Source organism: Nonomuraea sp. NPDC003214, assembly GCF_053590035.1.
The window spans coordinates 412940-433773 of sequence record NZ_JBSFSX010000001.1; the positions used below are offsets into that span (position 1 = coordinate 412940).

Annotated in this window: 18 protein-coding genes; 9 read left to right on the plus strand and 9 right to left on the minus strand. The window is 72.8% G+C overall.

Translation table 11 applies throughout. The features are described 5' to 3' along the window. Positions 1-2: 2 nt before the first annotated feature. Both ACWDXC_RS01970 and ACWDXC_RS01975 read right to left on the minus strand, forming a co-directional pair. A complete protein-coding gene (locus tag ACWDXC_RS01970) occupies positions 3-512 on the minus strand; it encodes a DUF6789 family protein (protein WP_449977000.1) in 510 nt (169 codons plus the stop codon). 35 nt (positions 513-547) lie between these two features. Next, entirely contained in the window at positions 548-1555 is a 1008-nt protein-coding gene (locus tag ACWDXC_RS01975; RefSeq protein ID WP_219505378.1) for a LacI family DNA-binding transcriptional regulator, read from the minus strand. Between the two features lie 165 nt (positions 1556-1720). On the opposite strand from ACWDXC_RS01975, the gene ACWDXC_RS01980 reads away from it, so the two are divergent. The 4 genes from ACWDXC_RS01980 to ACWDXC_RS01995 all read left to right on the plus strand — a co-directional run bounded on the left by ACWDXC_RS01980 (position 1721) and on the right by ACWDXC_RS01995 (position 6151). Then, the gene (locus ACWDXC_RS01980) at positions 1721-2995 is read left to right on the plus strand and encodes an extracellular solute-binding protein (RefSeq protein ID WP_219505376.1); all 1275 of its coding nucleotides are present in this window, start codon (positions 1721-1723) and stop codon (positions 2993-2995) included. Positions 2996-3072: 77 nt separating this feature from the next. Further along, complete coding sequence (locus ACWDXC_RS01985; RefSeq protein ID WP_364179508.1) at positions 3073-3954, plus strand: carbohydrate ABC transporter permease; 882 nt, start codon at positions 3073-3075, stop codon at positions 3952-3954. Next, positions 3951-4769, plus strand: coding sequence for a carbohydrate ABC transporter permease (locus ACWDXC_RS01990; RefSeq protein WP_219505373.1), 819 nt, complete (start codon positions 3951-3953; stop codon positions 4767-4769). Before ACWDXC_RS01985 ends, ACWDXC_RS01990 begins: the two co-directional genes overlap by 4 nt. 2 nt (positions 4770-4771) lie before the next feature. Next, positions 4772-6151, plus strand: coding sequence for a glycoside hydrolase family 5 protein (locus tag ACWDXC_RS01995; protein ID WP_449977005.1), 1380 nt, complete (start codon positions 4772-4774; stop codon positions 6149-6151). Here the strand turns inward: ACWDXC_RS01995 and ACWDXC_RS02000 are convergent. The 3 genes from ACWDXC_RS02000 to ACWDXC_RS02010 all read right to left on the minus strand — a co-directional run bounded on the left by ACWDXC_RS02000 (position 6131) and on the right by ACWDXC_RS02010 (position 10471). Next, the gene (locus tag ACWDXC_RS02000; protein ID WP_449977008.1) at positions 6131-7183 is read right to left on the minus strand and encodes a hypothetical protein; all 1053 of its coding nucleotides are present in this window, start codon (positions 7181-7183) and stop codon (positions 6131-6133) included. The two genes, ACWDXC_RS01995 and ACWDXC_RS02000, sit on opposite strands and share 21 nt — an antisense overlap. Then, a complete protein-coding gene (locus ACWDXC_RS02005; RefSeq protein ID WP_449977011.1) occupies positions 7183-8817 on the minus strand; it encodes a hypothetical protein in 1635 nt (544 codons plus the stop codon). The genes ACWDXC_RS02000 and ACWDXC_RS02005 overlap by 1 nt, the downstream gene beginning before the upstream one ends. 100 nt (positions 8818-8917) lie before the next feature. Continuing rightward, entirely contained in the window at positions 8918-10471 is a 1554-nt protein-coding gene (locus ACWDXC_RS02010; protein WP_449977013.1) for a trypsin-like serine peptidase, read from the minus strand. A gap of 108 nt (positions 10472-10579) precedes the next feature. Between ACWDXC_RS02010 and ACWDXC_RS02015 the strand changes: the two genes are divergently transcribed. The 3 genes from ACWDXC_RS02015 to ACWDXC_RS02025 are packed head-to-tail and all read left to right on the plus strand — an operon-like array spanning position 10580 to position 13216. After that, complete coding sequence (locus ACWDXC_RS02015; protein ID WP_449977015.1) at positions 10580-11059, plus strand: GNAT family N-acetyltransferase; 480 nt, start codon at positions 10580-10582, stop codon at positions 11057-11059. A gap of 57 nt (positions 11060-11116) precedes the next feature. Beyond that, on the plus strand, positions 11117-11911 hold the full coding sequence (locus ACWDXC_RS02020; RefSeq protein WP_449977018.1) for an SDR family NAD(P)-dependent oxidoreductase: 795 nt from the start codon (positions 11117-11119) through the stop codon (positions 11909-11911). Positions 11912-11944: 33 nt separating this feature from the next. After that, positions 11945-13216, plus strand: a complete 1272-nt coding sequence (locus tag ACWDXC_RS02025) for a hypothetical protein (protein ID WP_449977020.1) — start codon at positions 11945-11947, stop codon at positions 13214-13216. 343 nt (positions 13217-13559) lie between these two features. Here ACWDXC_RS02025 and ACWDXC_RS02030 read toward each other — a convergent pair whose 3' ends face one another. After that, positions 13560-15218, minus strand: a complete 1659-nt coding sequence (locus tag ACWDXC_RS02030) for a DUF4434 domain-containing protein (RefSeq protein WP_449977023.1) — start codon at positions 15216-15218, stop codon at positions 13560-13562. 90 nt (positions 15219-15308) lie between these two features. Between ACWDXC_RS02030 and ACWDXC_RS02035 the strand changes: the two genes are divergently transcribed. Further along, entirely contained in the window at positions 15309-16778 is a 1470-nt protein-coding gene (locus ACWDXC_RS02035) for a PhoX family protein (protein ID WP_219508410.1), read from the plus strand. 162 nt (positions 16779-16940) lie between these two features. Further along, the gene (locus ACWDXC_RS02040; protein ID WP_449977028.1) at positions 16941-18440 is read left to right on the plus strand and encodes a M28 family metallopeptidase; all 1500 of its coding nucleotides are present in this window, start codon (positions 16941-16943) and stop codon (positions 18438-18440) included. Between the two features lie 40 nt (positions 18441-18480). Here the strand turns inward: ACWDXC_RS02040 and ACWDXC_RS02045 are convergent, their stop codons facing one another. The 3 genes from ACWDXC_RS02045 to ACWDXC_RS02055 form a co-directional block, all read right to left on the minus strand. Next, on the minus strand, positions 18481-18912 hold the full coding sequence (locus ACWDXC_RS02045) for an ester cyclase (RefSeq protein ID WP_449977030.1): 432 nt from the start codon (positions 18910-18912) through the stop codon (positions 18481-18483). 116 nt (positions 18913-19028) lie between these two features. After that, on the minus strand, positions 19029-20195 hold the full coding sequence (locus ACWDXC_RS02050) for an RNA polymerase sigma factor (RefSeq protein ID WP_449977033.1): 1167 nt from the start codon (positions 20193-20195) through the stop codon (positions 19029-19031). Between the two features lie 22 nt (positions 20196-20217). After that, positions 20218-20556 carry a YciI family protein gene (locus ACWDXC_RS02055; RefSeq protein ID WP_449977036.1) on the minus strand — a complete coding sequence of 113 codons (339 nt, stop codon included), beginning with the start codon at positions 20554-20556 and terminating at the stop codon, positions 20218-20220. Between the last annotated feature and the right edge of the window lie 278 nt (positions 20557-20834).

Consider the following 20834-nt stretch of genomic DNA (forward strand, 5'->3'; position numbering starts at 1 on the left):
GATCAGAGGCCCAGCAGCCCGGCGACGGGCACGGGCGGGGCCGCAGCCTGGGGGACGCCGGCCGGGTCGGGGTCACGGACGGCCAGGCGGTTCAGCAGGAAGGCGAGCGTGGTCCCGTACACGACGTGCCCGGCGGCCATCACGGCGGGACGCCCGGGGGCGTCGCGCCCGATGGGCGGGAGCTGGCTCAGGCGCGGCGCCCAGCCGGAGTAGCTGACGACCCAGATCGTCAGCGCGTAGCCGACGGCGAGCGGGGCGCGGCGGGTCCGGCCGCGGGTCAGCAGCGCGAAGGCGGCGCCCGCGCCCGCGCCGAAGCCGAGGTGGGCCAGCGCGCCGAGAACTCCCTCGCCGGGCTTGCGGCGGTGCTTGCTGCCGGGCAGCAGGCCGCGGGCGATGTGCTTGGGCGGCTGGCCGCGCATCAGCCCGGCCTTCTCGCCGGCCACCATGACACCGCTCATCGCGACGGTGGCCAGCGTGCCGCTCACGGCGCCGTTGACGAGGTCACGCATCATGCCCTGCGGCTGCCCCGCGCCCCGGCGCCGAAACGCTAGACGGCGGCGGTGCTCTCGCGGACGATCAGCTCGGTGGCGAGCTCGACGCGCCGGGCCTCGGGCGACTCGCCGCGCCGCATGGCCAGGACGGTGCGGGTGGCCAGCGCGGCCATCTCCTGCAGCGGCTGGCGCACGGTGGTCAGCGGCGGCCAGGCGGACTCCGACAGCGGGAGGTCGTCGAAGCCGACGACGCTGAGGTCCTGCGGGACGCGCAGGCCGCGCTGGCGGGCGGCCTCGAAGACGCCGAACGCCATCAGGTCGGAGCCGGCGAAGATGGCCGTGGGCGGCTCGTCGAGCGCGAGCAGCGCGTGGCCCTGGTCGTGGCCGGAGTCGACGAGGAAGGTGCCACGGCGGATGAGCTCGGGCGCGAGCGGTACCCCGGCGGTCTCCAGGGCGGCGCGGTAGCCGTCGATCCTGGCCTGGCTGCACAGCATGTCGGCGGGCCCGCTGATCATGCCGATGCGGCGGTGGCCGAGCTCCAGCAGGTGGCGGGTGGCGGCCAGGCCGCCGTTCCAGTTGGTGGCGCCGACGGACACGACGCCGGGCGCGGGCTCGCCGTCGGGGTCGACCACGACGAACGGCAGCGAGCGGGCGGCGAGCTGGTCCTGGACGCCGGCCGACAGGCGGGAGGCGACGATCACCACGCCGTCGGTGCGCCGCCCGGCGAGCCGGTCGAGCCAGTCGCGGCCGGGCCCGGCGTGGGTGTGCAGGACCGAGATGACGACGCTGGCCCCGGCCTCGTGGGCGGCGGACTCGGCGCCGCGCACGATCTCCATCGCCCAGGGCGACTCCACCTCGGCGAAGACCAGGTCGACCAGCCCGGCCGGGGTGTCGTCCTGGCTGATGCGCCGCTGGTAGCCGTGCTTGTGGAGAAGCCGTTCGACGCGGTGCCGGGTCGCCGGCGCGACCTCGGGACGACCGTTGATGACCTTGGACACCGTGGGGATCGACACCCCGGCCTCCTCGGCTATCAGGGCGATCGTCACCCGCCTCTTCGCAGACATAGATCAGAAGTTTAGCCGAAACTTTCGGAATCCGGGGTGACGAGGGTAGTGGGATCGCTCCCATGACACCTATTGACGCGTAACGCAGCGTTTACCTATGCTCCGGACATCGAAATTATCGGGGGATTCACGAAATTTTCGTTCGCAATGAAGGGCGCCCCTGAAATGAAACGAACGGTCACCTTGATCGCGGCAGCCGTGCTCGTCGCGGGTTGCGGAGGCGGCGAGGCGCCGCAGCCCGGGTCCGAATCCGGCGCGCCGCAGAAGGTCACGCTGGAATGGTGGCACCTGTCCACGTCCGACCCGCTCAAAACCGTGTACGAGAAGCGCGCCAAGGAGTTCCAGGCCGCCAATCCCCATGTCACCATCAAGATGACGGTGCTGGAGAACGAGGCGTACAAGTCCAAGGTCACCACGCTCACCCAGTCGGGCAAGGCGCCCGACCTGTTCGCCACCTGGGGCGGCGGCGTGCTCAAGCAGCAGGTCGACGCCGGCCTGGTCAAGGACATCTCCGCCGACGTGGCCCCGGTCATCGACACGTTCACCACCGCCGCCCTGGCCGCCTACCAGTTCGACGGCAAGACGTACGCGCTGCCGACCGACATCGGCATGGTCGGCTTCTGGTACAACAAGAAGCTCTTCGAGAAGGCCGGCATCGCCGAGCCGCCGACCACCTGGTCCGGCTACCTCGACGCGGTCAGCAAGCTCAAGGCCGCCGGCATCACGCCGATCGCCCTGGCCGGCAAGGAGAAGTGGCCGGGCCACTACTACTGGGCCTACCTGGCCATGCGCATCGGCGGGCTGCCCGCGCTCCAGCAGGCGGCGGTGGACCACGACTTCACCAAGCCCGCGTTCGTCCAGGCCGGGCAGCAGCTCAAGGCGCTGGCCGACCTGCAGCCGTTCCAGAAGGGCTTCCTCGGCGCCGCCTACTCCACCCCCGACGGCCAGGCGGCCACCGTCTCCAACGGCAAGGCCGCGATGGAGCTGATGGGCCAGTGGGCCCCGAACGTGCAGATCGACGCCGGCAAGGGCCTCGGCGAGGACCTGGGCTTCTTCCCGTTCCCGGCGGTCGAGGGCGGCCAGGGCGCCATCACCGAGGCGTTCGGCGGCGGTGGCGGCATGGCCGTGGGCGCCGACGCGCCGCCGGAGGCGATCGAGCTGCTGAAGTTCCTCACCAGCGAGGAGAACCACACCAAGGCCGTCGCGGAGAACGCGGTGCTCCCCGTGCTCAAGGGCGAGGAGAGCGCGGTCAAGGACGCCAACCTCAAGATCGTGGCCGACTCCCTGGCGACCGCGACGGGCTTCCAGCTCTACCTCGACCAGGCCTACCCGCCCGCCGTCGGCGCCGAGGTCAACGACAGCGTCGCCGAGCTGCTGGCCGGCGCCAAGACCCCGGAGCAGGTGGCCCAGGACATCACCGAAGTGGCCAAGAGCGAATGACGACGATCACCCGTAGGCCGGAGGCCAGGCGGCTTCCGGCCCACGCCCGCCCGAACCGGGGAAGACGGCGGAGCTGGGTGACGATCACCCTGTTCGTCCTGCCGGCCCTCGCCCTCTTCCTGCTGCTGGTGGTGGCCCCGATCGTGGTGGCCGTCTACGCCAGCGGCTTCAAGTGGAACGGGTTCGGCGGGCTTCCCACCGACTTCATCGGCTTCGACAACTTCACCCGGCTGCTCGAGTCCGAGATCTTCTTCACCGACATGTGGCACCTGCTGGTCCTGGTGCTGCTCTGCCTGGTGGTCCAGCTCCCGATGGCGCTGGGCATCGCCATGCTGCTCAACCAGCGCATCCGCGGCCGGGCGATCTACCGGCTGGTGTTCTTCTCGCCGTACGTGCTGTCCGAGGTCATCACCGGCGTGCTGTTCTCGCTGATCCTGTCGCCCACCTCCGGGCTGGCCAACGGGATTCTCGGACTGGTCGGACTGGAGTCGGAGTTCCTGGCGGACCAGGACACCGCGCTCATGTCGCTGTTCGTCGTGATGACCTGGAAGTACTTCGGCTTCCACATGATGATCTACCTGGCGGGCCGGCAGAACATCCCGAACGAGCTGCTGGAGGCCGCCAGGATCGACGGCGCGACCGGCTGGGAGGTCTTCCGGCACGTCACGCTGCCGCTGCTCGGGCCGACGATCCGGATCAGCGTGTTCCTGTCGGTCATCTACACCATCCAGCTGTTCGACCTGGTCTGGATCCTCACCGAGGGCGGCCCGGCGCACTCGACCGAGACGCTCGCCGTCACCATGTTCGACATCGGCTTCGGCCGCTCCCAGGTGGGTTACGCCAGCGCGATCAGCGTGGTGATGTTCGTGCTCAGCCTCGTCTTCGCCCTGGGTTATCAGCGGTTCGTGATGCGCCGCGACCTGGAGGGCGCGACCACCGCCATGGGAGACACCCGTTGAAGCGACCCACCCTGCCCCTGCACGCGATCGCCTGGATCGTCGGCGCGTTCATCCTCATCCCGATCGTGTACGCGGTCCTCGGCGGCTTCAAGGACACCAGCCAGCTCTCGACCAACCCGTTCGGCCTGCCCAGCCCGTGGGAGACCGGCAACTACACCGAGGTGCTGGCCGCGGGCTCGTTCTGGCGCCAGATGTGGAACAGCACGTTCATCGCGGTGCTCACCACGATCGTCACGGTGTCGCTGTCGGCCATGGCCGCGTACGTGTTCGCCCGCTTCGCCTTCCGGGGCAGGGAGCTGCTGTTCACGGTCTTCACGGCCGGGCTGATGTTCCCGTTCGCGGTCGCCATCCTGCCGATCTTCGTCATGCTGCGCACGCTCGGCCTGGTCGACAACGCGTGGGGCGTGATCCTCGTACAGGCGGCGTTCGGGCTGCCGCTGACGATCATCATCCTGCGCGGCTTCTTCCGGAGCATCCCGGGCGAGATCGAGGAGGCGGCCACGCTCGACGGCTGCGGCCCGTTCGCCTTCTTCTGGCGCATCCTGCTGCCGATGGCCCGGCCCGCGCTCGCCACCGTGTCGGTGCTGGCCATCGTCGGGAGCTGGAACAACTTCATGCTGCCGCTGGTCGTCTTCAGCGACGAGGCGAGCTGGACGCTGCCCCTCGGCATCCAGCAGTTCCAGGGCCAGTACAGCTCCGACACCTCACGCATCCTCGCCTACCTGGTGCTCGCCATGGTGCCCGCGCTCGGCTTCTACGCCGTCGCCGAGCGCCACCTCATCGGCGGTCTCACCGCAGGAGCTACGAAAGGCTGACCATGCTGCACGTCTCCGGAACGCGGCTCCTCACGGCCGAGAACCAGCCCGTACGGCTGCGCGGCGTCGGGCTGGGCGGCTGGATGAACATGGAGAACTTCATCACCGGCTACCCGGCCGACGAGTCGTCGATGCGCGCCTCGGTCACGCAGGTGCTGGGCGAGGACCGGGCCGCGTTCTTCTTCGACCGGCTGCTCACCTCGTTCTTCACCGAACAGGACGCCGACCTGCTGGCCGGGCTCGGCATGAACTGCGTGCGCATCCCGGTCAACTACCACCACTTCGAGTCGGACGAGCGGCCGTTCGAGATCATCGAGGACGGGTTCCGCCACCTCGACCGGGTCATCGACCTGCTCGGCGAGCGCGGCGTCTACAGCGTGATCGACCTGCACGCGCTGCCGGGCTCACAGAACCAGCACTGGCACTCCGACAACGCCACCCACGTCGCCGCGTTCTGGCGGCACCGGCACTTCCAGGACCGGGCGGTCAACCTGTGGGAGGCCATCGCCGACCACTACCGCGACCATCCGTGGGTGGCCGGGTACAACCCGGTCAACGAGCCGGGCGACCCGACCGGCAAGGTCGTCGGCCCGTTCTACGACCGGCTGGTCAAGGCCGTGCGCGCGGCCGACCCCGGGCACGTGCTCTTCCTGGACGGCAACACGTACTCGACGGACTTCTCGATCTTCCGGGAGGTGTACGAGAACACGGTGTTCGTCTGCCACGACTACGCGCTGGCCGGGTTCGCGCACGGCGGCGGCTACCCGGGCTACACGCGAGGGGAGTGGTGTGACCGGCGCGAGCTGGAGCGGACGTTCGAGCGGCGCTCGCGCTTCCAGCGGGAGACGGGGACGCCGCTGTGGGTGGGCGAGTTCGGGCCCGTCTACACGGGCGATCCGGAGCGTGACCACGAGCGCTACCAGATCCTGCGCGACCAGCTGGAGATCTACGACCGGCACGAGGCCGGCTGGGCGCTGTGGACGTACAAGGACGTGGGGTTGCAGGGGCTGGTCAGCGCGTCCGGTCCGTACCTGGAGAGGTTCGGGCCGTTCATCGCCAAGAAGGCGCGGCTGGGCGCGGACCGGTGGGGCTCGACCATGGAGGAGTCGGCGGACGCCGTCGGGCCGCTGCACGCCCTGGTGGACGCCGAGTTCCCCGGCTGGGCGCCCTACCCGTGGGGCGCCCGCTACCAGACCGACGACCTCGTCAGGCACATCCTCATCGCCCAGGCGATGCTGCCCGAGTACGCCGAGTTGTTCAGGGGCCTCGGCGACGACGAGCTGGCGGCGCTGGCCGACTCGTTCGCGCTGGAGCGCTGCGTGCGCCGGCAGCCGCTGCTCGACCTGCTGGCCCAGAGCCTGTCAGGGAGTCCAGGTCGCTGAGACCAGGGTCGGCAGCGCGCACTCGCCCGGGTCGACGAAGACGAGCACGGGCGAGGTGGCCGGGGCCGGCAGGTCGAGCTCCAGCGTGTTGCCGGTCGTGGTCCTGGTCGGCATCGGCAGGGCGCCGTCCTGGACGCTCATGACGCCGGTCACGGAAGGCGCCGCCGAGCACAGCACCTCGCGGGCGGCGTGACGCAGCCGCCTGGCCTCGCCGCCCGCCCGCCGCACCGCCCGGCGCATCAAAGCGCGGTCGCGGGCGGTGGCGGGGCGCAGGGTGGTGTCGGCCCGGCTGCCGAGCCGGATCGTCAGCCGCCCGCCCGAGCCGAACATGCCGGGCGGGACCGGGTTCACGACGAACATCCCGGTACGCACCGTACGGGGGCCGCGCCGGTTCGGGTTGGCCAGCCCGCCCGAGCTGATCAGCGACAGGATCTCGCAGCGGGCGCCGTCGAGCGTCTCGCCGCCGCCGGGCTCGCCGTCGTCGCGGCCCTCCTCGAACGCGACGCCGTCGATGCGCAGCCCGGCGGTGCCGCACTCCATGATCGCGTCCGCCACGGCCGCGCGCACCCCGGCGTCCACGCCGCCGCCCTCGGCGATGTCGAGCGCCTCCACGCACACCAGCCCGTCGTCGGGCACCTCCTCGGGCAGCAGGTCGAAGGCCGCCTGCGCGCTGCGGATGCCGTTGCCGCCCTTGAGCAGCACGCACTGGCGCAGCCGCCCCTGCGAGCGCACCTGGATGAGCCGGGGCCGCGTCGCCGCCCTGCCCTGCGCGTCCGGCAGATGCCAGCCCGGCATCGACGTGGCGTCCACCGCCAGCGACACCTTGACCCGCAGCCGCCTGCCCCGCGCCGCCACCTTGAACCCGGCCAGCCCGGACCGCTCGAACCGGCCCACGATCTGCTCGCCGCGATGCAGCTGGTCGGTCACCTGCAACGCCGCCGCCCGCCCGCTGAACACCTCGACCGGCGGCGACAGCGGGACGATCTCCTCGTCGAGCGTCGTGGCGGCCCCGGCCAGCGTTGTCGTGCTCATCATGCGCTCCTCGATGCGGTCAGGGCCGCGGCCAGCCCCGCTTGGTCCCGGAAGTCGAACCGGCTCAGCAGCGGCTCGCGCCGCTCCCACATGCGGCGCACCGCGCAGTGCAGCGGATCGCCGTCGCGCTCCACGTGCCGCATGCTGACGGACAGCGCCCGCAGATACTCCTCGCCGTCGCCCAGCTCCCAGTGCGGCAGCAGCGGCGAGGACACGTCGGCGCCGCACCGGTAGAGCCACAGCCACAGCCGGGCCCGCTCGCGCTGCTCCGGGCCGAGCGTCGACTCGCCCTTGGCGTGCCGGGCGACGGCGTCGGCCAGCAGCCGCCAGTAGTCGGCCCGCGTCTCGGCCACGTTCGACAGGCCGCAGCCGCTCCACTCCGACCAGCCGGCCTGGATGACGGGGATGCCGAACGCGGGCAACTCGCTGGAGACGCTGCCGCGCACGGTGACCCCGGCGTCCGTCAGGCTCCACAGCATGTTCTTCGACAGGTCGAGGCTGGGCGCGAACGCCAGGTGCGACCGCCCCGCGTAACGGGCCGCGACGGACCCGAAGTGCCCCGTGACGTCGTAACGCTCCTGGCTCGGATGGTCCAGGAACAGCCAGCTCACCGACTCCTCCGCCGCCGCGAACTCGGCGGTCTCCTCGAACCACTCGGCCAGGTCGCCGAACACCTCCCGGTTCGCCCCCACCGCGTCGGACACGGCGTGATTGAACACGGTGAAGATCGGCCGGTCCGGCTCGATGCCGAGCCGGTCGCAGGCGTGCCGCCGGAGCTGGCGGCGCTCGGTCTCCGTACGGACCTCGAACGAGCTCACGTTGCCCGCCCGCCACCAGCTCGGCCTGCCCAGGTTGCCCTTCGCCCGCCAGGCCACCAGCTCCGCGCCCGGCCTGATCAGCTCCCGGTTGGCCCACACGTGCTCGTCGAAGTAGGCGGCGATCCTGCGGGTCAGCTCCTCGCGGAAGCCGCCCGGGCCGCGCGCCTCACCCGGGAAGAGCGCGTACGCCTTCAGCGACCCGGTGCTCTGGGCGTGCACCACCGGGACGTCGCGGCGCATCGCGGTCTCGACCGCGAGCCCCCACTGGTCGTAGTCCACGTGGCTGGTGACCAGCGCGGCGGGCGCGAGCTCGGCGAACAGCCGGTCGTACACGGCGGAGAAGGCCCGGGCGCGGGCCCGGCGGGCGCGGTGCTGCTCGTCCTCCGCGTGCGGCAGCCGGGGCACCAGGTTCAGCCGGATCAGCGTCGCCTTCTCCACGACGTCCAGCGCCGCCGCGTCGACGCCCTCGGCGGGCGCGTCCCCCTCGTCGGCGAGCCGCCGGTCGGCCAGCTCGTGCACGTCGACGACCTCGGCCGCGCCGAACGCCTCGGCCAGCCGCCGCACCCACTCGACGTCGTAGTCGTCCCACAGCGCCCGGCTCCAGTCACGGTCGGTGCCCACCAGCACGACCAGCCGGGCGGCGGTCAGATCGCACAGCGCGTTCGCCAGCAGCAGGTTGCGGACGATCACGCGGATGTCCTGGTGCATGGCCTCCGCGACCACGCACGTTCCCGGCCCGGCGGGGCGCCTGCCCCAGTAGGCCCTCGCAGCGGAGAGCAGCCGGTCGAACTGCTCCCCATCCCCGGCACGTCGCATCTGGCCCTCCCAGCTCGTCGCGGCGCCGTCGACCCTGCCAGCACGGGCGGAGCGCCCGCCCGGCCGACACGCCATCCTTTGCCATCGCCGCCGTGCGCCTTTACCTGCGCGCGCTCGGCCCGAACACGTGCGTGTTGTCGCCCCGCTCCGGGTCCAGGTGGGAGATCGGCACCCGCACCCGGTACGAGGCCCGCGCCCCGGCGACGCCGCGGACCGGGAACGACACCGTGACCGGATCGCCGGGCCGCACCACGCCCGCCGGGCACGTCACCTGCCGCCCGCTCGCCCGGCAGCGCGACCCCGGCGCCAGGCTCACGCCGTGCGGCAGCTCGAAGGTCACCGGCACGCTCGCCGCCACCAGCCCGCGCATCGTCACGACCGCGCTCACCCGGGCGCCCGAGACCGACCCCTTGACCGACAGCGCGTCGTAGACGCCGTGCGGGTCCGCGTCACGCACCAGCGCGCCGTAGCTGGCCCGGCCGAACGGGTTGGCGACCGCGTAACCGGCCGTGGACTCGTCCGCCGCGCCCGACGACAGCACGCCCAGCAGCAGGCCGGTGTCCCGGTCGAGCCACGGGCCGCCGCTGTTGCCGCCGAACAGGTGACAGTTGTCCGTGTAGAGGCGGCCCGTCACCCTCCGGTCCGGACGCGCGTAACCGGACCAGGGCTGCGTCCGGCCCAGGCACCACAGCTGCCGGGTGCCGTCGTACGGCTCGTCGCTCGGGTAGCCGAGCGTGGTGACGGTGAACCGGCCGCCCTCGTTGCGCAGCGGCGTGTACGCGCCGACCGTGCCCTGCAGCGTCCGGTCACCCCGCCGCCCGACCTCGACCAGCGCCAGGTCGTAGATCGAGTCCCAGTCCCAGTGGCCCTCGCCGGTGAAGGCGCGCGGCTTCCACACCCGCCGCGCGCCCCACACCCCGTAGGGCGCGCGATCGGCCGACGCCTTGGCATGGCCGTCGTACGCGGGCACGAACGCCAGGTTCGACGACCACCGGCCGCGGTTGTCGCGCTTGGACACCCCGTACACGCAGTGCGCGGCGGTGGCCAGCAGGAGCCTGCTCCCCGAGTTGACCACGGCGCCGCTGCACGAGCGGCGGGTGCCGTCGGCGTCCAGGAAGAACAGGCGGCCGGTGGCGCGGCTGTTGGCGGCCCTGGTGTAGGGCCTGCGCATGCGGCCGTAGCCGTTGGCGTCGGCGCCCGGGGTGAGCCGCTCGGCCACCGGCACGCTCACCGGCCGGCCCTCGCTCCCCAGCACGGCCGGCCTCGGCCCCGGCTGCTCCCCGGGCCCTTCCACCGGCCGCTCCCCCGGTCGCCCTCCTGGCCGCTCCCCTCGCTCTGCCGAGCGCTCCCCCGAGCGTTCGCCCGGTCGTTCGCCTGGTCGTTCACCGGGCCGTGCCGCCGGGCGTTCGCCGGTGCGCCCGCGTCGTTTGCCGGCCGGCAGCACCATGGCCTCCGGCAGCTCGGCGGCGTCGGCCTTGGACTGCTTCCTGGCCGTCCAGTAGTCCACCGCGCGTGCCGGGTCCATCACCGGCGACGCGTCGGCCGGCGGCACGGGCTCCGGCGCCGCGTGCGCGGGCGGCGCGGCCGGCCCCAGCGGCACTGTCCAGGCCGTGCCGGCGACGGCGAGCGCGAGCAGGGTCCTTCGGCGTGACATCGGTCCCCCTGAGCATCGAGATCAAATCCCCCCAGCACATTAAGTCACCGTTGCCGCACAATCAGTGAGCCGCGCGCTGCCACCCCCGTACCGGCAAAATGGCTGGATATGACGGAAATTACGGGCCGAGTCACGCTCGTCCCCCTGACGGTCGCCGACGCCGACGAGATGGTCGGCGTGCTCGCCGGCGACCTCTACGCCTTCACCGGCGGCGCCGCCCCCACCCTGGACGAGCTGCGCACCCGCTACGCCCGCCAGGTCGCCGGCGGCCCGCCCGGCCAGCAGTGGCACAACTGGATCATCAGGGTCGCCGGCGAGGCCGTCGGCTACGTCCAGGCGACGATCACCCACGAGGGACGGCGGGCCGAGATCGCCTGGGTCGTCGGCGAACGACAGCAGGGCCACGGCTACGCCACCGAGGCCGCCCGCGCCCTGGTCGCCTGGCTCGACGAGCACGGCGTCACCACCGTCGAGGCGCACATCCACCCCGACCACGCCGCCTCCGCCGCCGTGGCCCGCCGCGCCGGCCTGACCCCCACCGGCCGCTTCGACGACGGCGAACGCCTCTGGCGGCGCGGCCCCGCCTGACCGGCAACCGCCCGCCCGTCACCGACAATGGCAGGGCAACGCGATCAGGGGGAACACATGCGCATCGACCTCACCGGCAAGACCGCGCTGGTCACCGGCTCCACCCAGGGCATCGGCGCCGCCATCGCCACCGGCCTGGCCGCCGCCGGGGCCACGGTCGCGGTCAACGGCCGCGGCGAGGCGTCCGTCGCGTCCGCGCTCGACCGCATCCGCGCCGCGCACGCCGGCGCCGTCCTGCTGGCCGCCCCCGGCGACCTGGCCACCGACGAGGGCGCGGCCCGGGTGCTGGAGGACCTGCCCGCCGTGGACATCCTGGTCAACAACCTGGGCATCTTCGGCGCCCAGCCGGCACTCGACATCACCGACGCCGAATGGCGCCGCTACTTCGAGGTGAACGTGCTCGCCGCGGTCCGCCTGACGCGCGCGTACCTGCCCGGCATGCGGGAACGGTCCTGGGGCCGCATCCAGTACATCGCCAGCGACTCCGCCGTCGTCATCCCCGCCGAGATGATCCACTACGGCATGACCAAGACCGCGCTGCTCGCGGTGTCGCGCGGCTTCGCCAAGGAGGCGGCGGGCAGCGGCGTCACCGTCAACTCGGTGATCGCCGGGCCCACCCACACGGGCGGCGTCGAGGACTTCGTCTACCAGCTCGTCGACCGCGACCTGCCGTGGGAGGAGGCGCAGCGGGCGTTCATGCGCGAACACCGGCCCCAGTCGCTGCTGCAACGCCTCATCGAGCCCGAGGAGATCGCCAACCTGGTCGTCTACCTCAGCTCCCCGTACGCCTCCGCCACCACGGGCGCGGCCGTCCGCGTGGACGGCGGGTACGTGGACTCGATCCTGCCGTAGGAATGTCGGTGCGCTCTGCCAGGCTCCGGCGTCATGACACGCCAGGAATCCCCCTGGGACGGGCTGCGCCGCCTCATCGACGCCGGTGACGTCCCCGGCACCGTCGCCGCGGTGACCGCCCTCGACTCCGCCGGCCGCCGCCTCGTCGCCCGCGAGCTGCCCGGCCACGTCCAGGTCGCCCGCGCCCACGCGGCCGAGGTCGCCGCCGCCCGCCGCGCCCACCGCGAGCAGGAACGCCGCCTCGCCTCCCCCTTCCCGCGCCCCTGGGACCATGAACACGAGATCGACGACCATCCGGAGTGGGCCGAGCCGATGCGGATCGCGGGGGCCGGCGTGCTCGGCCCCGCCGCCGCGGCCGCCTGGATCACCCGGCGCGACTTCGACCTGTGGGACCCCGACGGCTTCCCCCTGATCGCCGACCACGGCCCCCTCCTGGACGTGATCGCCGCCCGCCCGCCCGAGTGGCAGGCCGACGTGGCCGTGCGGCTCGCCCTCCGCATCCGGCCGCCCCGCCCGCGCGGGCGCGGCTCCGACCGCACCCTCCCCCTCGTCCTGGCGCTGCTGCGCGCCACCGGCGCTCCCCCGCCCGACCACGACCCGCTGGTGGTGGCGTACGTGTCACGCGACGCCCCGCTGAGCAGCCTGCGCGGCGACCCGCTGCTGCCCGGCCTGCTGCCGCGCCTGTTCACCGCCCAGGGTGTCGGCCTGGCACTGCGCCACCAGCAGCACGGGCCGCTGTCCTGGCTCACCGCCCTGCACACCCTCGCCCGGGAGGGCGTGATCAGCCGCGACCTGCTGCTCGACGGCTGCCGCCGCCGCTTCCTGCTCGGCGGCGACGCGATCGAGCTGCGCTTCTTCACCCGGCTCCACGAATCCCTGGCGCCCACCGAGGCCGAGATCGCCGCCCACGCGACCACCTACCTGCGCCTCCTCCCGACCGCGCCGGCCCCCGTCGCCGAGCTGGCGCTGACCCACCTGCGGCGGCTGCCCGCCCTCGACCCGGCCGACCTGGCGGAAGCCCTGGAGGCGCTGCTGTTCCGCCGGGAGACCGGCCTCGTCCGCGCCGGGCTCTCCTGGCTCGCCGCCGTCCTGCGCGCCACCCCCGCCCTGGCCGACGCCCTCACCCCGGCCCTGACGCCCACCTTCGGCCACCCCACGCGCTCCGTCCAGGTACGAGCCGTCCGCCTGCTGCTCCGCCACGCCACCCACCTCACCCCGGCCACCGCCACCACCCTGCGCCAAGCCGCCACCCCCCTGGACGACGACCTCCACACCCACCTCACCACCACCCTCACCCGAGCCTGACCTCCCCGCGCCCCGGCAAGCCACTTCGACGGGCGTCACCCCCTGGCCACCCGCCGTGCCAGCAGGCTCATTGAGGACCGCCCGCCCCTAGCCCCACCGTTTGCCGTAGCGAGCCGTCCCACGGCGGGCCATCTCAACGGCGGGCCATCTCAACGGCGGGCCATCTCAAGAGCGGGCCGCCCCACAAGCGGGCCGCCCCACAAGCGGGCCATCTCACAGGCGGACCGTCCCACAGGCGGACCGTCCCACAGGCGGACCGTCTCACAGGCGGACCGTCTCACAGGCGGACCGTCCGTTCCTCTGGGGGGTTGCTCTGTGGGGGTTCTCCGGGAGCCAGCGGAAGTCACGGATGCCAGGCGTACGGGGTGGTGGTGGGGCCGGTGGGGGTGGTGGCGGTGATGGTGATCCAGGGGTGGGCGGGGTCGGGGCGGTGGGGGGTGAAGGGGGCCCAGCCGGACTGGAGGCCGTCCGGGAGGCGGGGGTCGGCGCCGGTGCGCGGGTCGTGCCAGGTCTGGGGGACGGTGACCCGGGCGGTGGCGCCGCCGGACTGGCGGTAGGTGAAGGTGAGGGTGCCGCCCGCCAGGTGGTAGCCCTCGACGAGGACGCCGGTGCGGCCGCCGTACGCGGCGGGGCGGGCGTGGGCGATGATGGGCCGCTGCCCGTGGGCGGTGAGGTCGTCGGCCAGCGACGGCGTGGCGTGGGAGTGGCGGCAGGTCAGGAACGGGTCCCACCCGTACGAGATGATCTTGCTGGCGTGCCGGCCGACGGCGGCGACCTGGGCGTCGACGCGGCTCTTGGTGGCGCGGCCGCGCAGCGGGAACGGGTTGGCCCGGCCGCACTCGCCGGCGACCTGGGTGGGTTCGAAGACCTCGACGTTCACCCAGAGCTCCACGCCGGAGGTCAGGTGGCGGGCGGCGGCGGCCACGTAGTCGCGGGTGGAGCCGTAGTAGGCGGCCTGGTTGGCGACGCGGCCGACGACGGGTTCGAGGCGCGCGTCGACGGGGGCGGCGGCCTGGTCGGGGCCGTGGACGGGGACCTTGCCGACGCCACGCCCGTCCTGGACGGCGATGGCCATGGGCGCGCCGGCGCGGGTGGCGGCGATGTCGGCCAGGCCCTTGCCGACCTGGGCGGGCGGGAAGCCGCGGCCGCGCCGGGCGTCCCAGAACGGGCTGACCATGATCGTCTCGCCGGGCAGTCCGGCGGCGACGACGGCGTGCTGGGCGGCGTACAGGGCGATGATGGGGTCGTCGTCGGCGCGGTCGCGCATGGCGAGTTCGAACGACTGGTAGACGCCGCCGAGCGCGGGTGAGGCGGCGTGGCGGCGCCGGTAGTCGGCCATGACGCGCGCGGTGAGCTCGTTGAGCGCCGGCAGGTGGGTGAGGTCGGGCAGCCAGGGTTTGGCGGGGTCCTTGGGCGGCACGGGCAGGCCGGGGATGACGGCCATGCCGTAGGCGGCGGCCTCGGTGAGCAGGTCGCCGACGCCGTCTCCGTCGGTGGCGATCAGGAGCAGGTCGAAGGCGGCGGCGTCGCAGGCGGGGGCGAGCAGGAGCCGGTAATAGGTGCGTCCGTCGTGCTCGACGCGCCGGTCGAGGCCGGGGCAGCGCAGCACGGCGTCGCCGAACCGTTCGCTCGTCACGTACGTGTAGACGCGGCGGATGGGCCTGCCGGTCGCCCGCGCGGCCTCGTAGCAGGTGCGGCCGTCCTCGACGCAGCCGGCGACGGCGGGGATGCGGCCTCGGGCGTCGGGCCGGGCGGGCAGGATGCGCGCGCCGAACGTGATGAGCGTGTCGCCGCCGACGGCGTGCACGGCCTCGACCGTACGCCGGGTGGCGCAGCGGTCGGCGCGCGGGATCACCCAGTAGCCGGTGATCGGGTAGGCGACGGCGACGCGGGTGTCGCGGGGCGCGCAGGGGTCATGGCCGGGACCGGCTCCGCCGTCGGGGAGGACGGCCAGAACCACGACGGTGAGCGCGACCGCAATCCGCAGGACCCGCTGGAGCACCCGTCCAGGCTACGCGATCATTTGGGCCTGTCTCCGGGACACAAGATCCGTTTAGTGTGTGGAAATCTCTTGTTCACAAGGAGTTCATGCATGAGGCGTAGGTCCTTCCTGGCCACCACCGGAGGCGTGCTCGCGAGCGGCATCGCCATCAACACCCTGGGCGCGCACGCCGCCTGGGCAGACGCGGGACGGCGATCACCCCGTTCCGGCTACGCGGGATACGGCGAGTTGCAGCGCACCCCCACCACCAACACCGGGGAGGAACTGCTCGCCCTGCCCGCCGGATTCTCCTACGTCGTCTTCGGCAAGACGGGCACGCCGATGTCCGACGGCGTGCCGACGCCGATGGCGCACGACGGCATGGCCGCCTTCCCCGGCACCCGCTCCCACACGGTCCGGCTGATCCGCAACCACGAGGTGCGCACGCCGCCCGGCTACCCGGACGGCCGCGTGCACGTACCGGGCTCGCAGCGCTACGACGAGCTGGGCGTCGCCGGCACCACCACGCTGGAGGTGGACCTGCGCACCGGCGAGCTGTTACGCCACTTCGTCAGCCTCAACGGCACGATCGCCAACTGCGCGGGCGGCCGCATGCTGCACAACCGGGGCTGGCTGTCGTGCGAGGAGACGTGGGCCGGTCCGCAGCAGGGCTGGCAGCGCAAGCACGGCTACGTCTTCGAGGTGCCGCTGCACGGCCCGGAGCCGGGCAGCCCGGCCGCGTCCATGCCGCTCACCGCGATGGGCCGCTTCTCGCACGAGGCCGTCGCCGTCGACCCGTACACCGGGTACGTGTACGAGACCGAGGACGATCCGGGCAAGCCCGACGGGTTCTACCGGTTCCGCCCCCGCAACCCGCGCGACCTGTCGGCCGGCGGCGTGCTGGAAATGCTCAAGATCGTCGGCGTGGACGGCTACGACTGCCGCGAGGGCCAGCGGATGGGCGCCCGGCTGCCGGTCGAGTGGGTGCGGATCGACGACCCGGACCCCGACCTGGAGAACGGCGCGGCGACCTGCGCGCAGCAGGGGCTGGCCAAGGGCGCGGCCAAGTTCAACCGGCTGGAGGGCTGCTGGTGGGGTGACGGGGCGGTGTTCTTCAACTCCACCAGCGGCGGCGACGCCAAGACCGGCGACGGCCCCGACGAGGAGGGCTACCTGAAGGGCTACGGCCAGGTCTGGCAGTACGTGCCCGGCCGCACCGGCGGCACGCTGGTGCTGGTGTACGAGTCGCGCGGGCGCAAGGAGCTGGACTCGCCGGACAACCTGACGTTCACCCCGCGCGGCGGCATCGTGCTGTGCGAGGACGACGCGTCGGAGGACGACGACCCGCACCCGCTGGCTCCCGGCCTGACCAACGTCAACCGGCTGATCGGGCTGGACCCGCGCGGGGGTGAGCCGTTCGAGTTCGCGGTGAACATCGCCGACGACAGCGAGTTCGCGGGGGCGTGCTTCAGCCCGGACGGCTCGGTGCTGTTCGTCAACCAGCTCGGCGGCACCCGGTCGCTGGACCCGCCGGGCCGGACGTACGCGATCCGCGGCCCCTGGTGGAGAGGGCCCTTATAGACAGCGGCGGCCACGCCGTCAACCGCAGGATTGTCCGGAATCTCGCACATTCCCTGGGCCGGCCGGGGCTTCTCAGCAGGGAACCGCGGTAATACGTTCCCTTCAGCACGCCTCGGGGGAAACGGGTGCTTCAGGCTGTCCCATGGGAAGTGCGAAATGATCATGCGTCTTCGTCAAGGCGTCATCCGTGCCCTGGCCGTGGCCACGGCCATCGCCGTGCCCCTCGCCCTCGCGCCACCGGCCCACGCCGGGGGGCACGTGGACGACGCCTTCGCCAGGCTGCTGGTGAAGAAGGTCAAGGGCGTCAACGTCAACAAACATCTGAAAACCTTCCAGGCGCTGGCCACGGCCAACGGCGGCAACCGGGCGGCCGGCACGCCCGGTTACGACGCCTCCCGCGACTACGTGGCCGGCAAGCTGCGCCAGGCCGGCTACAAGGTCTCGCTCCAGCCGGTCAACTTCGTCGAGGGCTGGACGGAGAACTCCCCGCCGCTGCTCGGCTCGTACACGCCGAACGAGGACTTCTACACCTTCCAGCCGTCGCCCGCCGGGGACGTGACGGCGGTCGTGCAGGGCGTGGACCTGACGCTGCCGCCGTCGCCGGCGCCGTCGTCGACCAGCGGCTGCGAGGCGTCGGACTTCGCCGGCTTCCAGGCGGGCAACATCGCGCTCATCCAGCGCGGCACCTGCCCGTTCGCGACGAAGATCCGGCTCGCCGGGTTCGCCGGGGCGTCCGGGATCATCGTGTTCAACGAGGGCCAGCCGGGCCGCACCGAGGCGAACCCGCTGGACATCGGCGAGTGGCGGGCCGGGGTGCCGATGGTCTACGCCGACTTCGCCGTCGGCCAGGCGCTGGCCGCGACGCCGGGCACGCAGGTCAGGCTCAAGGTGGACGCGACGCTGACGCTCGGCACCGACGAGAACGTGATCGCCGAGACGCGGGGCGGCGACCCGCGCAACGTCGTCATGGTCGGCGGCCACCTCGACAGCGTCCACGAGGGGCCGGGCATCAACGACAACGCCTCCGGCAGCGCCGCCATCCTGGAGACCGCGCTGCAGATGCGGCACTTCCCGGTCAGGAACAAGGTGCGCTTCGCGTTCTGGGCCGCCGAGGAGATCGGCCTGCTGGGCTCGGACCAGTACGTCGAGAGCCTGAGCCAGGCCGAGCGGGACCGGATCAGGCTCTACCTGAACTTCGACATGATCGCCTCGCCCAACCACGCGACGTTCCTCTATGACGGCGACGACTCCGACGCCACCGGCGCGCCCGCGGGGCCTGCCGGGTCCGCCGAGATCGAGGCCGGGTTCGAGGACTTCTACGAGGCCCGCCGCCTGCCCACGATCGGCACCGACTTCGACGGCCGCTCCGACTACGGGCCGTTCATCGCGGTCGGCATCCCGTCGGGCGGCATCTTCACCGGCGCCGAGCAGATCAAGACGCCCGAGCAGGCCGCGCTGTTCGGCGGCACGGCGGGCGTCGCGTTCGACCCCTGCTACCACCAGGCGTGCGACACGCTGTCGAACGTCAACGCGACGGCCCTGGACGTGAACTCCGACGCGATCGCGGACTCCACGGCCAGGTACGCCTTCAGCCTGCGGGACATCCCGCGCCGCCCGGCCGCCACCACGGCGGTGCTGTCGGCGCCGGACGCCCGCGAGTGATCTCCCGCCCCCGCCGGTCCCGGGACCGGCGGGGGCACGGTCAGCCCGGGAGCACGCCGAGCTGCCGCAGCTGCCCGGCCACGTCGACGACCGCCCAGGTCTCGGCGAGCCGCCCACCGGCGAACCGGGCGATGAGGATCTCCTTGTACGTGACGGACCGGCCGGTGGGCGCCAGGCCCATGTACTCGCCCAGGTGCGTGCCGGTGCAGGTGTTCCTGGTGACGACCTTGTCCCCTTCGGCGATCACGTCCTCGACCTCGACGCGCAGGTCGGGGAAGGCGCTGTGCAGGGTCAGCAGCACCTCCTTCAGCGCTTCGACGCCCTCCGTCCGGATCGGCAGCGGCGTGCGGATCAGCACGCCCGGGTCGACGATCTCGTCGATCGTCCTGGCGATGAACTCGGCGTCCCCGGAGCTGACGGCGTCGTGGAAGCGCCGGAGGGTGGCCTTGTTGGCCTCGGCGATGGCGGACATGTGGTTCTCCTTGTCGGTAGGGCCGAACCGCCCCCGGACGACGAGCGCGGCAAGCACGGTCCGCGGGAGCGCGTTCCTACCCAGGGGACGAACGGGCGGCGGCCGCCGGGACAGGGTCAGAGCTGTTCGAGCCGCCGGGTGAGGAACCGCCGCTCGGGGGCCGACACGGCCAGGTCGAGCGCCCGACGGTAGGCGGCCCTGGCCTCGCCGTCGCGGCCGAGCCGCCGCAGCAGCTCGCCGCGCGTGGAGTGGAAGTAGAGGTAGCCGTCCAGGTCGAGCCGGTCGACGGCACGCAGCGCCCCGGCCGGGTCGCCGGCCTGGGCGAGCGCCACGGCCCGGTTGAGCTCGACCACCGCCGAGCCGGTCAGCGCCGCCAGCCGCCGGTACAGCCGGGCGACCTGCGGCCAGTCGACCCGCTCGTGCGCCTGGAGCGAGGCGATGGCGGCCTGGACGACGTACGCGCCGCGCCCGCCCAGCGCGATCGCCCGGTCGAGCACCGCCCGGCCCTCGGTGATCCGGTCCAGGTCCCACAGTGACCGGTCCTGGTCGTCGAGCAGCACCAGGTCCTCGCCCCGCTCGCCGGCGAACCTGGCCCGCCGCCGGGCGTGGTGGATGAGCATCAGCGCCAGCAGCCCGTACGTCTCCGGCTCGTCCGGCAGGAGCGCGGCCAGCACCCGTCCCAGGCGGATGGCTTCGGCGCCGAGGTCGACGCGGCCGCTGTAGCCCTCGTTGTAGATCAGGTAGAGGACGGCCAGCACGGCGTCGAGCCGTTCGGGCAGCAGGTGCGCGCCCGGCACCGTGAACGGGATGCCGGCCGCCTTGATCTTGGTCTTGGCGCGGGTCAGGCGCCGTTTCATGGTCTCCTCGGACACCAGGAACGCGCGGGCGATCTCGGCGGTGTTCAGGCCGCCGAGCGCGCGCAGCGTGAGCGCCACCTGGCCCTCCAGGGGCAGCGCCGGATGGCAGCAGGTGAAGATCAGCTCAAGTCGCTCGTCCTTGATCAACGTGTCGTCGACCTCGTCCACGGTGGCCTCCGGCTCCGCCAGCAGGTGCATCTTCCCGGCCAGGGCGCGCTCCCTGCGGAGCCGGTCGATCGCCCGGTTGCGGGCCGTCGTCACCAGCCACGCGCCCGGCCTGTCGGGGGGCCCGGTCCTCGGCCAGGTCCGCGCCGCCACGGCGAACGCCTCCTGGGCGGCGTCCTCGGCCCGGTCGAAGTCGCCGAGGAACCCGACCAGCGAGGCCACGACCCGGCCCCACTCGTCGCGGAACGCCTCCTCCAGCACCGCTTCCTCCGATCCGATCCGGTCAGGGCCGGGCCAGCGGCCTGATCTCCACGGTGCCGCCGAGCCGCACCGCCGGGATGCGCGCCGCCAGCTCCGCCGCCTCGTCCAGGTCGGCCGCCTCGATCAGGCAGAACCCGCCGAGCACCTCCTTGGTGTCGGCGAACGGCCCGTCGGTCATCAGCGTCCGGCCGCCCGCCAGGCGCACGCAGGTCGCCGTCTCCGCAGGCTGCAACTGCGCCGCCGAGACGAACCGGTCGTCCTCGGCCAGCGCGCGGTAGTCGGCGTGGGCGGCCTCGCGCTCGTCGTCCGGCAGCCCCTCCAGGTAGCTGGGCTCGCTGTAGATCATCAAGGCGTACTGCATCGCATCCTCCGCGGCATGGGTTCCCCATCTTCACGACGAACGGGCGGCGCCGGAAGGGACACCCACCGCCCCGCCGACTTTCCGATTCCGCCGCTACCGAAAATCTGTCACGGCCGTAGTAGACATTCGGCGGCGAGCGAGCTAGTCTTTCTGACATCGCAAGGAACTGATTCGCCGGGCGGCAGCAGTAAGCACCAGCACCACGACGAACCGCCCGGAGTATTGGATGGCAGAAGGTCGGACGTGACGGGCCAGCGCAGTGGTTAGGGGCCCCGACC